The organism is Xanthomonas rydalmerensis, from assembly GCF_033170385.1.
Taxonomy (GTDB): Bacteria; Pseudomonadota; Gammaproteobacteria; order Xanthomonadales; family Xanthomonadaceae; genus Xanthomonas_A; species Xanthomonas_A rydalmerensis.
Genome location: NZ_CP126170.1, coordinates 349,697 through 363,436, shown reverse-complemented (window position 1 = coordinate 363,436; position 13,740 = coordinate 349,697). Strand labels below are relative to the sequence as shown.

Here is a 13,740-nt window from a genome sequence, read left to right as displayed (position 1 = left end):
ACGTGTGTCGCCATTGCCGGTCGACGCGGATTCATGGTTCTGCGGCAAGATCGGCCGACCTCCCGTTACACTAGTTTTGTTCGTCCCCCGACAAGGAGTACCTCTGTGAAAAGAGCAGTAGCGGCGACGTTGGTCCTGGCCGTCATCGCAAGTCTGAGCGCCTGCAAGAAGCATGAGCAGCCCGCGCATTCCGACGATCAGGTAACGCCCCCCGCGGCGACCGCCGGCAGCACGCAGGAAGCTTCCGCACAGCAACCTGCCACCAGTGCCACATTCGACCCGGCCAGCTTGCCGGTGTCCGACGTCCCGTTGGGAGACTTCCCCTACATCGCCCTGCCCAGCGGATATGTCACCGGTAACAAACCGGATGGCACCGACTTCGATCAAGTTCCGTTCTGGACCGGTGATCGCCTGCAACCGGTCGAGGGCAAGGTCTGGTCGGCGCAGATCAATGCGGCGGACGGTAAAACGTTCTCGGACATCGAACTGGAACGTAACATCGAGGCCATGGTCACTGCGCTCGGTGGCAAAAAGATTTTCGACGGCCGGATTCCCGAAGCGGCCACGCAGAAGATCAAGGAATGGCCGCGGGATTTCGCCACCAAGTACAACAGCGGCCTGGGCGATGTCTGGAACAACCCGGTGCAGGTGTTCGTGGTGCATCGCGCCGACCGCGACATCTGGATCCACCTGTGCAGCTACCAGTTCGGCGGCGGCCTGCTGATCGCCGAGACCAAGCCGCTGCAGGTCACCGCCAGCCTGCTGCCGGCCAGCGAACTGAAGACGCAGATCGACAAGACCGGCAAGGTGGCGCTGCACGTCAACTTCGCCACCGACAAGACCGATATCCTGCCCGATTCGCAACCGCAGATCGCGCAGGTCGTGCAATTGCTCAAGCAGGACGCGACTTTGAAGCTGGCCGTCAATGGCTACACCGACGGCACCGGCGATGCCGCGCACAACAAGACGCTGTCGGAAGGGCGCGCCAAGGCGGTGGTCGCCGCGCTGGTCGCGCAGGGCATCGAGGCGTCACGGCTGACCTCGGCCGGCTTCGGCGACGCCGATCCGGTGGCGGACAATGCGACCGAACAAGGCAAGTCGCAGAACCGCCGCGTCGAGCTGGTAAAGAAGAACTGAGCCGCGCAGGCGCGCTGCCGCGTGCGGTCGCGCCCTCGTTGCCTGCACAGTTTCGGTGTGGCACAGCGGCACTGCCGCTCGCGTCGCACCGCCGGCAAACGCGCAGCCACGCGTTTGCCGGTACGCGTCCCGACAGCGGGTCGCATCCCCACTCTCTTGCGGCCCTCGTCCCATGCGTATCCTCATTCTCGGTGCCGGCGCGACCGGCGGTTACTTTGGCGGACGCCTGGCCCAGGCCGGCGCCGATGTCAGCTTCCTGGTGCGACCAGCGCGGGCCGCGCGCCTGCAACGCGATGGTCTGCGCATCCGTAGTCCGCGCGGCGATGCGGCGATCGCGGTCAAGACACTCACGGTAGAAGCATTGCCCGGCGCGGCACAGGCACGCCCGTTCGATCTGGTAGTGCTCAGTTGCAAGGCCTATGACCTGGACAGTGCGCTGGACGCGGTGGCGCCGGCGGTACTGGACGGCACCAGCGTATTGCCGATCCTCAATGGCCTGCGCCACTACCGGGCACTGGATGCGCGCTTCGGTGCGGAACGGGTGATCGGTGGGCTGTGCTTCATCAGCGCCGTACTGGATGCCGATGGCGCGATCCAGCACCTGGCCAAGCCGGCCTCGCTGACCTTCGGCGAGCGCGACGGGCGCGGTGCCGACAGCGCACGCGTGCGTGCCCTGGCCGAGGCCTGCACGCAGGCCGAAGTGGATCATCTGGCTGCGCCGCGGATCGCGCAGGAACAATGGATCAAGTACACCTTCCTCACCGCGCTGGCGGCGGCCACCTGCCTGATGCGCGCGCCGATCGGGCGCATCGTCGCCAGCGACGATGGCGTGACGCTGGTGCGTGGCCTGTATGCGGAATGCACGGCGGTGGCGGCGGCCGCCGGCGAACCGGTGCCTGAGGCGGCGCAAGCCAGCGCGCTGCAATTGCTGACCCAGCCCGGCTCGCCGATGAAGGCATCGATGCTGCGCGACCTGGAAGCCGGGCAGCAGGTGGAAGCACAGCAGATCGTCGGCGACATGCTCGCCCGCGCCCGCAGCGCCGGGCACGCCGCGCCGCTGTTGATGGCCGCGTACTGCCACCTGCAGGCATACCAGGCCGGCCTCCCCGCACGCTGACGGGCACCGCGAGGAAGCGGCGCGGTACGCCGCCCCATCCTTCGCGCCTGCCACGGTGCGCTGCGCGCCGCAGGTCATGGTGCCTCCTTACCCCATAGGACATGCATCTTCGCGCGCCGCTGACGCGCCTGGCGCCTATGCTCGCCCACCACTCAGGGGCGGCAACGGGCACGCGCATGGAAAAACTGTTCCGCGGCGGACATTTCCTCATCATCGTGCTGTTCCTGCTGTGCGCGGCCGGGCTGATCTGCATGGCCGTGCTGGAGCTGTGGCACGGCCTGACGCCGGGCGGCGAACTGGTGGTGCGCGACCGCTTCAACGTGGTGCTGGAAGCGATCGGGCTGCTCACCGTGGCGCTGGTGACCCTGGAACTGGGCCAGACCATCTACGAGGAAGAGGTGCAGCGCGACGTCAAGGTCAGCGGACCGACCCGGGTGCGCCGCTATCTGTCGCGGTTCTTCGTGGTCATCGTCATCGCCCTGGCGATCGAGACCCTGGTGTCGATCTTCGAACTGATGCACGACGACCCGGCCAAGCTGCCCTACGCCGCCGCGGTCGGTCTGTGTGCGGCACTGCTGCTGGTCGCCTGGGGCGTGTTCGTCAAGCTCAACCGCAGCGCCGAGGAGCTGGAGCCGGAAGCGATGGCCGAAGCGAAGCGCGAGGACGCGCAGGTCGATTGAGGAGGGCGCCGCCCGGGCAGGCCGACTCACGTTACCCACGTAGGAGCGGCTTCAGCCGCGACGGATGAAGCCCAACGCCAACTGACACCGTCAGGCGTCGGGACTGAAGTCCCTCCCACAAGAAAATCCCAACCCACTCCGTCCAGGCTCTCCCAGCGGCGCATCGGCCCGCAGGGCCGCGCAAAGGATCGGCATGGTCGCCGGGTCATCAGCCGCGACCGGTGACCGGTCGCTGCTGAAGCCGCTCCTACAAAAAACGCGTACAGCCAATCACGCTCTTACGAATCCCCAATCCCCAATCACGAATCTCCAATCACGAAACCCGCTGCGGCGACGTACTCAGGCCGGCATCGGCAAACGGAAGAAGGTCCGCGCGGCGGCAGTGCTGGAAGCAGCGACAGTGGCTACGTCCTCGCCGCGGTCGCGCGCCAGTTCCTCGACGATGTGCGCGAGGAACGCCGGCTCGTTGCGGCGGTCCTTCGGCGTCGGCTTGAGCGTGCGCGGCAGCAGGTACGGCGCGTCGGTCTCGATCATCAGCCGCTCGGCGGGAATGTGCTTCACCAGCTCGCGCAGGTGCGCGCCGCGGCGTTCGTCGCACAGCCAGCCGGTGATGCCGATGTACCAGTCGCGGTCCAGGTAGTCGAACAGTTCCTCGCGGCTTCCGGTGAAGCAATGCACCACCGCCGGGCCGAGCTTGCCGTCGAACTGGCGCATCAGTGCCATGAAGTCGGCATGGGCGTCGCGCTGGTGCAGGAACAGCGGCTTGCCGGTGTCCACCGCCAGCTGCAGTTGCCGCTCGAAAGCGCGGTGCTGCGCCGGCCGCGGCGAGAAGTCGCGGAAGTAGTCCAGGCCGCACTCGCCGACTGCCACCACCTCGGCGTGCGCATGCAGCGCGCGCAGTTCGGCATCGCATTCGGCGGTGTATTCCACCGCGTGGTGCGGATGCACGCCGGCGGTGGCGTACAGCAGGCCCGGATGCTGCCGCGCCAACTGCAGCGCCAGCGGCGAGTGCTCGCGGCTGGCGCCGGTGACCACCAGTTGCGCGACGCCGGCGGCGCGGGCGCGCTCCAGCACCGCGTCGCGGTCGCGATCGAAGGACTCGTGGGTGAGGTTGGCGCCGATGTCGATCAGGGTCATGCGATTGCGCGGGAATCAGCCGGGAAAGCGGCTGATTGTACGGGCCGTGGGCCCGCCACCGCTCTACAGCGGCGCAGCGGCCCCGTATCCTTGGCCGATGACGTCCGCCGTGTTTCCGATCGATCCGCTGCTGCCGCAGATCCGCGACAGCCTCGCCGCCCATCCGCGCCTGGTGCTGGAAGCCCCGCCCGGCGCCGGCAAGACCACCCAGGTGCCGCCAGCGCTGCTCGACGCGCCCTGGCTGCAAGGCCGGCGCATCGTGATGCTGGAACCGCGCCGCGTCGCCGCGCGCAGCGCCGCGACCTTCATGGCCCGGCAGCGCGGCGAAGCGCCGGGCGAGACCGTGGGCTACCGCATCCGCTTCGAGAACAAGGTGTCCGCGCGTACCCGTATCGAGGTGGTCACCGAGGGCATCTTGACCCGTATGCTGCAGGACGACCCGATGCTCGACGGGGTCGGTGCGCTGCTGTTCGACGAATTCCACGAGCGCCACCTGGCCGCGGACCTGGGCCTGGCGCTGGCCCTGGACGTACAGGCGCAGGTGCGCGAGGACCTGCGCATCGTGGTGATGTCGGCAACGCTGGACGGCGAGCGTCTGGCGCAGTTCCTGGATGCTCCGCGGCTGTCCAGCGCCGGGCGCAGTTTCCCGGTGGAGATCGCGCACTTCCCGGCGCGACGCGAGGAGTCGCTGGAAGCGCAGGCCCGGCGTGCGGTCGAGCATGTGCTGCAGCAGCATCCGGGCGATGTGCTGGTATTCCTGCCCGGACAGCGCGAGATCGGGCGGGTGCAGGCGGCGCTGGAAGCGGCGGGTGTCGGCGGTGGTGCGGTGGCGGGCATAGCGCCAGGAGATGGCGCATCGGGCATGACCCCAGCCGGCACCGCCTCTGGCGTTACCCCAGCTGGCACCGCCTTGGACGCACCCTCATCCGGCGCTGCGCGCCACCTTCTCCCGGAGGGAGAAGGGAGCGGGGTGGAGGTGTTGCCACTGCATGGCGAGTTGCCGGTGGAGCAACAGAGCAAGGTGCTGCAGCCCGATCCGCAGGGGCGACGACGCGTGGTGCTGGCGACCAATGTCGCCGAGTCCTCGGTGACACTGCCCGGGGTGCGCGTGGTGATCGATGCCGGGCTGGCGCGCGAGCCGCACTACGATCCCAACAGCGGCTTCTCGCGGCTGGACGTGACCGCCATCGCCCAGTCATCGGCCGACCAGCGCGCCGGTCGCGCCGGCCGCGTCGCCAGTGGCTGGGCCTACCGGCTGTGGCCGCAGTCGCAACGCCTGGAGGCGCAACGCCGCGCCGAGATCCTGCAGGTGGAACTGGCCGGGCTAGGGCTGGAGCTGGCGGCCTGGGGCAACGATGGCCTGCGCTTCGTCGATCCGCCACCAGTCGGTGCGCTGGCTGCCGCCCGCGAGCTGCTGCAGCGGCTCGGCGCGCTCGGCACAAACGGCGCCATCACCGCCAGCGGCCGGCGCATGCTCGCGCTGGGCACGCATCCGCGGCTGGCGGCGATGCTGCTGGCGGCCAACGATGCGCGCGCGCAGGCGCTGGCCTGCGACCTCGCCGCCCTGATCGAAGCGCGCGATCCGCTGCGCCAGGGCGGCGATGCGCTGGCCGCGCGCTGGCGTGCCCTGGCCGCGTTCCGCCGCGGCCGCGTGCCGCACGACGCCAACCGCGGCGCGCTGGGGGCGATCGACGCGGCGGCCAAACAGTGGCGGCGGCGCCTGCGCAGCGAGGCCGCCGCGCCGGACAGCGTGGAGGCGCACGAACTCGGCGATCTGCTGGCGCATGCCTTCCCCGACCGCATCGGTACGCGTCACCCCAGCGATCCGCTGCGCTACCAGTTGGCCAACGGCCGCAGCGTGCGCCTGTTCGAGCACAGCGACCTGCGCGGCGAGCCCTGGCTGGTCGCCGCCGAACTGCGCCACGAGGCCAAGGACGCACTGCTGCTGCGCGCCGCGCCCGTGGACGAGACCTATCTGCGCGCGCAGTTTCCGCAGCGCTTCGCGCAGGAAGACGTGGTGCGCTGGGATGCCGAGCGGCGCGCGCTGAGCGCGCTGCGCGAGACACGCTTCGATCGCATCGTGCTCGACAGCCGCCCCGCTGGCCGCGTCGAGCCGGCGCAGGCGGCCGCGGCATTGACCGAGGCGGTGCGCGAACTCGGACTGCAGGCGCTGCCCTGGAGCGAGGGTCTGACGCAGTGGCGCGCGCGGGTGGCGGGACTGCGCCAGTGGATGCCGGAGCTGGACCTGCCCGACCTGGGCGATGCCGCGCTGCTGGACAGCCTCGACGACTGGCTGCGCCCGGCCTTTGCCGGCAAGACCCGGCTCGATGCGCTGAGCGAGGACGAGCTGGGCGAGGCGCTGAAAGCGCGGCTGCCGTGGGACAGGCGCCAGGCCATCGACCGCCACGCACCGGTGCGCGTCGCAGTGCCGTCGGGCATGGAGCGGCGCATCGACTACAGCCTGGACCATGCCGGGCAGCCGCAGCCGCCGGTGCTGGCGGTCAAGCTGCAGGAGCTGTTCGGCCTGGCCGACACCCCGCGCATCGCCGACGGCCGTGTGCCGCTGCTGCTGCACCTGCTCTCGCCCGGCGGGCGCCCGCTGCAGGTCACCCAGGACCTGCGCAATTTCTGGTCCAGCACCTACCCGGAAGTGAAGAAGGAAATGAAGGGTCGTTACCCGCGCCACCCCTGGCCGGACGACCCCTGGACCGCCACCGCCAGCCACCGCGCCAAGCCGCGCGGTACCTAGCGTGTGTCATCGGCCCCGCGTAAGCGCGTCATGCCATGCTTACGCGGGGTTGCGCCAGGGAAGCGGGACCACGTCCGAGCGCCGACGCAGCCACGCACGCGCGTACCTAGGCCGATGGGCCGTCATGAAAGCCGCAATCGGCTCCAAGCGGCTCGACCCGACGGCCAGCCATCGCTGCGCCACGCGGCAACGGCAGTGCGCGTGGTGGCAGGCCCACGCGGCGCACTCAGCCGTCGATGGCGCGACCAAATCCACGCCCCGCATTCAGCCGGCAGACGAATCCGCGGCGCTGCGCTAACGCCCCGTATACGGTAGGCGGGCGACACTGCAGCCCTTCATTCCTGCCAGTAGGGACGCCCATGAGCAAGCTGACCATCATCACCGATCGCGCCCTGGATCTCGCCAGCCACGCCGGCGACAGCCTCAAGCACTTCGGCCCGCAGGCGAACAAGTGGTTGCAGTCGGGCAAGGCGATGGGCGCGCTCAAGGCTGGCGCAGCGATGGGTGCAGTGAAGACCGGCTCCAAGGTCGCGCGCACCGCCGTGCGCCGCAACCCGGCCATCGCGATCGCCGCTGCCGCAGTGGGCGTGGGTCTGCTCGGCTACGCCATCTACCGCAAGCGCCAGCGCGACAAGGGCGCGCCGATCGAAGGCAACGCGCAGCGCATCGAGGCCGCCAACAAGCGCGGCAACGTCGGTGCGCGCCGCAGCGCCGCCAGCACCCGCGGCACGCGCCGCAATGCCGCAGCGCAGGACGCCACCGAAGAGTGAGATCCGCGTACTGCCGCTGACGGCAGCCGCAGCATGAAACGCAGCGACCGGGAGACATCCCGGTCGCTTTTTTTATGGATTCGCTGCGACCCTGCTTTTCTAACGCAGGAACGGCGTCTACCGCGACCGGAGCGTTACAGAGGTTCCCATGTTGCGGCTGAAACGCTCCTACGCGTCACTCGGCACACCACGCACTACAGCGCGCGCCAGGCCCCCGGCGCCAACCCGTCCAGCCGGTGTGCGCCCATCGCCGCACGCACCAGGCGCAGGGTCGGCAAGCCGACCGCCGCGGTCATCCGCCGCACCTGGCGGTTGCGGCCTTCGCGCAACACCACCTGCAACCAGGCATCGGGCACGCTCTTGCGGAAGCGCACCGGCGGATCCCGCGGCCACAGCGATGGCGGCGCATCCAGCAACGTCACCTCGGCCCGTGCGGTCGGGCCGTCGTTCAACAGCACGCCGTCGCGCAGACGCTGCAACTGCTCCGGTTGCGGTGCACCCTCCACCATCACCCAATAGGTCTTGGGTTGCTTGTGCCGCGGATCGGTGAGCCGGTGCGCCAGCGCGCCGTCGTCGGTCAGCAGCAGCAGGCCTTCGCTGTCGTAGTCCAGGCGCCCAGCCGCGTACACGTCGGCGGGCAGGCCGAACTCGGCCAGTGTCCGCCGCGGCGGCGTGCTGCGGTCGGTGAACTGGCACAGCACGTTGAAGGGCTTGTTGAAGGCGATCAGCATCGGCGGAAACGGCGGCGAACCTGCGCCGCACGGCGCGGCGCAGGCATTGTCCCATGCGCTCGCGCCTCCCCGCCCGCGCGCCGGTCAGCGCTTGACGAATTTCAGGGTCATGCGGTCGCTCTCGCCGATCGCCTGGTACTTGGCGTCGTCGGCGGCGTCGTGCTGGTTGCTCGGCGGCAGCGTCCACACGCCGCCCGGATAGTCCTTGCTGTCGCGCGGGTTGGCGTTGAGCTCGCTCTTGCCGGCCAGCTTGAAGCCGGCCGCCTCGGCCATGGCAATCACCTGCGCCTGGCCGACATAACCGCTCTTGTCGTCGGCCGGCACGTCGGCCTTGGCGCGGTGCTCGACCACGCCGAGCACGCCGCCGGGCTTGAGCACCTGGTAGAAGCCCTTGAACATGCCCTCGGCCTGGCCGGCCATGCGCCAGTTGTGCACGTTGCGGAAGGTCAGCACCAGGTCGGCCGAGCCGGGCGGGCCGAACACCGGCGCGTTCGGCGCATACGCCACGATGCGCGCGCGGTCGTACTGCGCCGGCGCCGCGGCGAACTTCTGCTCCAGGCCGCTGCGCGCCTTCTGCTGGTAGTCGCGGCCACGCCCTTCCGGCACCGCCGCCGGATCGACCACCGCGGCGATGTACTGGCCACGCTCGCGCAGGTACGGCGCAAGGATCTCGGAATACCAACCGCCGCCCGGGGTGACCTCGATCACCGTCTGGGTCGGCTTGATGCCGAAGAACGCCAGGGTCTGGCCGGGATGGCGATAGGCATCGCGGGCGACGTTGGCGCGGTCGCGCCAACTGCCGTTGATCGCCGTCTGCAGCGCCGCATCCGGTGCCGGCAGCGTGGCGGTGTCGGCGGGCTTGATCGCCTGCGCCGCCGGGGCGAGCAACGCGGTGGCGACGGCCAGGGTACAGGCGCAGGCGAGCGAGGTACGAAGCGTCATGGCAGGCATCCGCAAGAGAGGTGCCGCGAGCCTAGCACGCGGCCCGGTAGCGCCGAATGTTGCACTTCCGTTAGCGCCAATCACGTCTACAGAACGATGTTTTCTCGCGTATTTGACGGCCATCCAACCCCTGACGACTATCCTGTCGCCTCCCCCACAGTGGAACGTTTTCCATGCTGCACACGCGCGAACTCGGCCGTTCCGGCCTGCATGCGGCACCGCTGGCGTTCGGCGGCAACGTGTTCGGCTGGAGCGCCGACGCCAAGACCTCCTTCGCCCTGCTCGATGCCTTCGTCGAGGCCGGCTGCAATCTCATCGACACCGCCGACATCTATTCGGCCTGGGTGCCCGGCAACCAAGGCGGCGAATCGGAAGCACTGATCGGGCAGTGGCTCACGCGCAGCGGCAAGCGCGACAAGGTGCTGATCGCGACCAAGGTCGGCAAGTGGGCCGAACGCCCGGGCCTGTCGGCCGACAACATCGCTGCCGCCGCGGAGGACTCGCTGCAGCGCCTGCAGACCGACGTCATCGATCTGTACCAGGCGCACGAGGACGACGATTCGGTGCCGCTGGAAGCGTCGCTGGCTGCGTTCGGGCGGCTGATCGAACAGGGCAAGGTGCGCGCGATCGGCGCCTCCAACTACAGCGCCACGCGCCTGCGCGAGGCGCTGAACGTCTCCACGCAGTACGGCCTGCCCCGGTACGAAACGCTGCAGCCGGAGTACAACCTGTACGACCGCGCCGGCTACGAGGCCGAACTGGAACCGCTGGTGCGCGAACAGGGCCTGGGCGTGCTGTGCTACTACGCGTTGGCCAGCGGCTTCCTCAGCGGCAAGTACCGTCGCGCCGAAGACGCGGGCAAAAGCCAGGCGCGCGGCGCAAGCGTGGTCGCACGCTATCTCAACGCGCGCGGCCTGCGCATCCTCGCCGCATTGGACGACATCGCCGGCAAGCATGCGGCCACGCCCACGCAGGTGGCGCTGGCGTGGTTGATGGCGCGGCCCGGCATCGTCGCGCCGATCGCCAGCGCGACCAGCCTGGAACAACTGCAGGACCTGCTCGCCGCCGCGCGCCTGCAGCTGTCCGCCGAGGACATCGCGCAACTGAATACCGCAAGTGAGGAAACCGCATGACCGCCCCCACCCACACCACCCGCATCGTGCTCGCCTCGCGCCCGCAGGGCACGCCGGGCACCGACAACTTCCGTACCGAACAGGCGCCACTGACGCCGCCTGGACCAGGCCAGGTGCTGCTGCGCAACCGCTGGCTGTCGCTGGACCCGTACATGCGCGGGCGCATGAGCGATGCGCCGTCCTACGCGCCGCCGGTGCAACTGGGCGAGACCATGGTCGGCAGCACCGTGGCCGAAGTGCTGCAATCCAACTCCCCCGACCATGCGCCGGGCGATCTGGTGCTGGTGCAGAACGGCGGCTGGCAGACCCATCTGGTCGTCGATGGCGCCAGCCTGCGGCGCAAGCTCGATCCCGCCTCGCCGCTGCCGCCGAGCACTGCGCTGGGCGTGTACGGCATGCCTGGCTTCACCGCCTACGCCGGCCTGCACGAGATCGGCAAGCCGCAGCCGGGCGAGACCGTCGCGGTGGCGGCGGCCACCGGCCCGGTCGGCGCCACGGTGGCGCAGATCGCCAGGCTGCGCGGGGCGAAGGTCATCGCCATCGCTGGCGGTGCGGAGAAATGCCGCTACCTGCGCGAGGAACTGGGCGTGGACGTGGCCCTGGACCACCGCGCCAAGGACTTCGCCGAGCAGTTGCGCGCCGCCGCGACCGACGGCATCGACGTGTACTTCGAGAACGTCGGCGGCCACGTGTTCGATGCGGTACTGCCGGTGCTCAACGATTTCGCGCGCGTGCCGGTGTGCGGCACCATCGCCACCTACAACGCCAACGGCGCCTTGCCGCCGGGGCCGGACCGACTGCCGGCGCTGATGGGCCAGGTCCTGCGCCAGCGCCTGACCCTGCGCGGCTTCATCGTCGGCGACTTCGTCAAGCTGTATCCGGAGTTCCTGCGCGAAATGGGCGCCTGGCTGGCCGACGGCCGCGTGCGCTACCGCGAACACGTGGTGGACGGGCTGGAGAACGCACCGCAGGCCTTCATCGACATGCTGAGCGGCGGCAACTTCGGCAAGCTGGTGGTGCGGCTGGGCGACTGAGGCCAGGGGCCGAAACTCGACTCTCGTAGGAGCGGCTTCAGCCGCGACTGGGCGTTCCCGGTAACGCTTGGTCGCGGCTGAAGCCGCTCCTACGGACAGCATGGGTCGATGACACGGCACGGCATTGTGGTGCGCATGCACGCCGCGGCATCGACGCCCGCAGGCGCAGCCACTACCATCGGACGCATCGCCGCCGCCGCCGCTTCCATGTCCGATTCCCCGCGTCCCCCTCGCGCACGCCGCACCGCGCGCGCCGCCACCGCTCCCACCCCGCCCGAGCGCGGCCTGGCCGCGGAACTGATGCGGCGCATCGGCGAATGCGAAGGCGACCCGAACTTCATGACCTCGCTGGCGCGCGGCTTGGCCGTGCTCAGCGCCTTCGGCCAGCACAGCCGCGATGTCAGCATGGCCCAGCTCAGCGCCGACACCGGCATCCCGCGCGCGGCGGTGCGGCGCGTGCTGTACACGCTGGAGAAGCTCGGTTACGCCGGCACCCATGGCCGCGGCTACGTGCTGTTGCCGCGCGCGCTGGGCATCGGCAGCGGCTACCTGTCCACCGCCGCCCTGTCGGTGGCGGCGCAGCCGGTGCTGGATGCGCTGCGCGACACCCTGCACGAGTCCTGTTCGCTGGGCGTACTCGACGGCGACGACCTGCTGTACGTGGCGCGGGCGGAGACGGTGCGGATCATGTCGATCGGCCTGCGCGCCGGCAGCCGCCTGCCGGCGTACTGCACCTCGATGGGCCGGGTGCTGCTGGCGGCGCAGCCGGGCGACACCTTGAACAGCTACCTGGAGCGCAACCCGCTGCGTCCGCGCACCGAACGCACCGTCACCGACCGCGCGCAGTTCCAGGCCCTGCTCGAGCGTGTGCAGCGCGACGGCCATGCGGTGGTTGACCAGGAACTGGAGATCGGCCTGCGTTCGGTGGCGGTGCCGGTGCGCAACCGCCAGGACCGTGTGGTCGCCGCGCTCAACGTCGGCAGCTCGGTGGCGCGCATGACCCTGGGCAGCCTGCAGAGCACGGTGCTGCCGGCGCTGCGGCATGCGGCGCAGCAGTTGAGCCGGGTGCTGGACTGAGCGCCACCGACGCCGCGCCAACCCGCCGCGTCGCCCACCAGAACAGCAACGCCAGCAGGCTGACCGCCGCCCCCAGGCGACACACGCCCGCCCAGCCGGCCTGCGCGTAGGTCGCGGTCGTCGCGATCGCGCCCAGTCCGCTGCCCACCGCGTAGAACAGCATGTACAGGCCGATCAACCGGCCGTGCGCCTGCGGCCGGCGACGCAGGATCATGCTCTGGCTGGTGACGTGCAGCGCCTGCCCGGCCAGGTCGAGCAGGACGATTCCCAGCACCAGCGCGGCCAGCGACTGCTGCAACTGCGACAACGGCCACCACGCAAGCACCAACACCACCAGCGCCGCGGCGCTGGTGCGCTGGGCATGGCCGCGGTCGGCCCAGTGCCCGGCGCGCGCGGCCGCCAGCGCCCCGACCACGCCGACCAGGCCGAAGGCGCCGATGGCAAGGTGCGAAAACGCATAGGGCGGCGCGCGCAGCGGCAGCACCAGCGCGCTCCAGAAGATGTTGAACGCCGCGAACATCAGCAGCGCCAGCACGCCACGTACCTGCAGCACGCGCTCCTGCCGCAGCAGCGTCAGCATGGACATGATCAGGCGCGGATACGGCAGCGGTTGCAGCGGTACCGGCAGTGCCGGCAACCAACGCCACAGCGGCCACGCGAGCGCCAGCATCAGCGCCGCGGCGCCGGCATAGACCCCGCGCCAGCCGGCCAGTTCGCTGACCCCGCCGGCAAACACCCGCGCCAGCAACAGGCCGATGAACACACCGCCCTGCGCCGCACCGACCACCCGCCCTTGCTCCTGCGGCGCCGCGGCGCTGGCGGCGTAGGCGATCAAGCCCTGGGTCATCGCCGTGCCCAGCAGGCCGACAGCGAGCATGCCGGCCAGTAATACCGGCGCCGACCGCGCCACGCTCACCACCACCAGCGTCGCGACCAGCCCCAGCGCCTGCACCGCCATCAGGCGGCGGCGCTCCACCAGGTCACCCAGCGGCACCAGCAACAGCAGGGCCAGCGCGCAGCCGATCTGGGCCGCGCTGACCACGCCGCCCACTGCCGCCGGGCGGATGCCGAAGTCCACCGCCAGCGCGTCCAGCAGCGGCTGCGCGTAGTAGACATTGGCCACGCTCAGGCCGCTGGCGATGGCGAACAGCCAGACCAGGCGCCGCGGCATGGCGGGCGCAGCGGTGACGGATTGCATGATCGATGGCTCGCCTGTTCCGGTTTCAAAACGAA

13 protein-coding genes are annotated in these 13,740 nt (G+C 70.1%); 9 read left to right on the top strand and 4 right to left on the bottom strand.

Going from position 1 to position 13,740, the window contains the following annotated elements; genetic code table 11:
- Nucleotides 1–33 precede the first annotated feature (33 nt).
- The 3 genes from QN245_RS01560 (at nucleotide 34) to QN245_RS01550 (ending at nucleotide 2,934) form a co-directional block, all read left to right on the top strand.
- Nucleotides 34–1,137: an OmpA family protein gene (locus tag QN245_RS01560; RefSeq protein WP_317844375.1), complete on the top strand. Its 1,104-nt coding sequence runs from the start codon at nucleotides 34–36 to the stop codon at nucleotides 1,135–1,137.
- 172 nt (nucleotides 1,138–1,309) lie between these two features.
- On the top strand, nucleotides 1,310–2,254 hold the full coding sequence (gene panE, locus QN245_RS01555; RefSeq protein ID WP_317844374.1) for a 2-dehydropantoate 2-reductase: 945 nt from the start codon (nucleotides 1,310–1,312) through the stop codon (nucleotides 2,252–2,254).
- A 176-nt stretch (nucleotides 2,255–2,430) separates the two neighbouring features.
- Nucleotides 2,431–2,934 (top strand): hypothetical protein, encoded by a 504-nt coding sequence (locus QN245_RS01550; protein ID WP_160964518.1) that lies wholly within the window; start codon nucleotides 2,431–2,433, stop codon nucleotides 2,932–2,934.
- Nucleotides 2,935–3,273: 339 nt separating this feature from the next.
- Here the strand turns inward: QN245_RS01550 and QN245_RS01545 are convergent, their stop codons facing one another.
- Complete coding sequence (locus QN245_RS01545; RefSeq protein ID WP_160964520.1) at nucleotides 3,274–4,071, bottom strand: TatD family hydrolase; 798 nt, start codon at nucleotides 4,069–4,071, stop codon at nucleotides 3,274–3,276.
- A 97-nt stretch (nucleotides 4,072–4,168) separates the two neighbouring features.
- On the opposite strand from QN245_RS01545, the gene hrpB reads away from it, so the two are divergent.
- The 3 genes from hrpB to QN245_RS01530 all read left to right on the top strand — a co-directional run bounded on the left by hrpB (nucleotide 4,169) and on the right by QN245_RS01530 (nucleotide 7,590).
- On the top strand, nucleotides 4,169–6,820 hold the full coding sequence (gene hrpB / locus QN245_RS01540; RefSeq protein ID WP_317844373.1) for an ATP-dependent helicase HrpB: 2,652 nt from the start codon (nucleotides 4,169–4,171) through the stop codon (nucleotides 6,818–6,820).
- Between the two features lie 124 nt (nucleotides 6,821–6,944).
- Nucleotides 6,945–7,118 (top strand): hypothetical protein, encoded by a 174-nt coding sequence (locus QN245_RS01535; RefSeq protein ID WP_317844372.1) that lies wholly within the window; start codon nucleotides 6,945–6,947, stop codon nucleotides 7,116–7,118.
- A gap of 61 nt (nucleotides 7,119–7,179) precedes the next feature.
- Nucleotides 7,180–7,590, top strand: a complete 411-nt coding sequence (locus QN245_RS01530; RefSeq protein ID WP_017908157.1) for a hypothetical protein — start codon at nucleotides 7,180–7,182, stop codon at nucleotides 7,588–7,590.
- A 194-nt stretch (nucleotides 7,591–7,784) separates the two neighbouring features.
- Here QN245_RS01530 and QN245_RS01525 read toward each other — a convergent pair whose 3' ends face one another.
- Nucleotides 7,785–8,321 (bottom strand): pseudouridine synthase, encoded by a 537-nt coding sequence (locus QN245_RS01525; protein ID WP_160964797.1) that lies wholly within the window; start codon nucleotides 8,319–8,321, stop codon nucleotides 7,785–7,787.
- 84 nt (nucleotides 8,322–8,405) lie between these two features.
- Nucleotides 8,406–9,263: a class I SAM-dependent methyltransferase gene (locus QN245_RS01520; protein WP_317844371.1), complete on the bottom strand. Its 858-nt coding sequence runs from the start codon at nucleotides 9,261–9,263 to the stop codon at nucleotides 8,406–8,408.
- A 173-nt stretch (nucleotides 9,264–9,436) separates the two neighbouring features.
- Between QN245_RS01520 and QN245_RS01515 the strand changes: the two genes are divergently transcribed.
- From QN245_RS01515 to QN245_RS01505, 3 genes are all read left to right on the top strand, one after another.
- Nucleotides 9,437–10,396, top strand: coding sequence for an aldo/keto reductase (locus QN245_RS01515; RefSeq protein ID WP_317844370.1), 960 nt, complete (start codon nucleotides 9,437–9,439; stop codon nucleotides 10,394–10,396).
- Nucleotides 10,393–11,430: an NADP-dependent oxidoreductase gene (locus QN245_RS01510; RefSeq protein ID WP_317844369.1), complete on the top strand. Its 1,038-nt coding sequence runs from the start codon at nucleotides 10,393–10,395 to the stop codon at nucleotides 11,428–11,430. Before QN245_RS01515 ends, QN245_RS01510 begins: the two co-directional genes overlap by 4 nt.
- A gap of 207 nt (nucleotides 11,431–11,637) precedes the next feature.
- The gene (locus QN245_RS01505) at nucleotides 11,638–12,507 is read left to right on the top strand and encodes an IclR family transcriptional regulator domain-containing protein (RefSeq protein WP_184647434.1); all 870 of its coding nucleotides are present in this window, start codon (nucleotides 11,638–11,640) and stop codon (nucleotides 12,505–12,507) included.
- On the opposite strand, the gene QN245_RS01500 is transcribed toward QN245_RS01505, so the two are convergent.
- On the bottom strand, nucleotides 12,401–13,705 hold the full coding sequence (locus QN245_RS01500) for an MFS transporter (protein WP_317844368.1): 1,305 nt from the start codon (nucleotides 13,703–13,705) through the stop codon (nucleotides 12,401–12,403). The two genes, QN245_RS01505 and QN245_RS01500, sit on opposite strands and share 107 nt — an antisense overlap.
- Nucleotides 13,706–13,740 lie beyond the last annotated feature (35 nt).

Coding starts and splice junctions, on each gene's coding strand:
- QN245_RS01560 (WP_317844375.1), top strand. CDS start 34: ATGGTTCTGCGGCAAGATCGGCCGACCTCCCGTTACACTAGTTTTGTT.
- panE (WP_317844374.1), top strand. CDS start 1,310: ATGCGTATCCTCATTCTCGGTGCCGGCGCGACCGGCGGTTACTTTGGC.
- QN245_RS01550 (WP_160964518.1), top strand. CDS start 2,431: ATGGAAAAACTGTTCCGCGGCGGACATTTCCTCATCATCGTGCTGTTC.
- QN245_RS01545 (WP_160964520.1), bottom strand. CDS start 4,071: ATGACCCTGATCGACATCGGCGCCAACCTCACCCACGAGTCCTTCGAT.
- hrpB (WP_317844373.1), top strand. CDS start 4,169: ATGACGTCCGCCGTGTTTCCGATCGATCCGCTGCTGCCGCAGATCCGC.
- QN245_RS01535 (WP_317844372.1), top strand. CDS start 6,945: ATGAAAGCCGCAATCGGCTCCAAGCGGCTCGACCCGACGGCCAGCCAT.
- QN245_RS01530 (WP_017908157.1), top strand. CDS start 7,180: ATGAGCAAGCTGACCATCATCACCGATCGCGCCCTGGATCTCGCCAGC.
- QN245_RS01525 (WP_160964797.1), bottom strand. CDS start 8,321: ATGCTGATCGCCTTCAACAAGCCCTTCAACGTGCTGTGCCAGTTCACC.
- QN245_RS01520 (WP_317844371.1), bottom strand. CDS start 9,263: ATGACGCTTCGTACCTCGCTCGCCTGCGCCTGTACCCTGGCCGTCGCC.
- QN245_RS01515 (WP_317844370.1), top strand. CDS start 9,437: ATGCTGCACACGCGCGAACTCGGCCGTTCCGGCCTGCATGCGGCACCG.
- QN245_RS01510 (WP_317844369.1), top strand. CDS start 10,393: ATGACCGCCCCCACCCACACCACCCGCATCGTGCTCGCCTCGCGCCCG.
- QN245_RS01505 (WP_184647434.1), top strand. CDS start 11,638: ATGTCCGATTCCCCGCGTCCCCCTCGCGCACGCCGCACCGCGCGCGCC.
- QN245_RS01500 (WP_317844368.1), bottom strand. CDS start 13,705: ATGCAATCCGTCACCGCTGCGCCCGCCATGCCGCGGCGCCTGGTCTGG.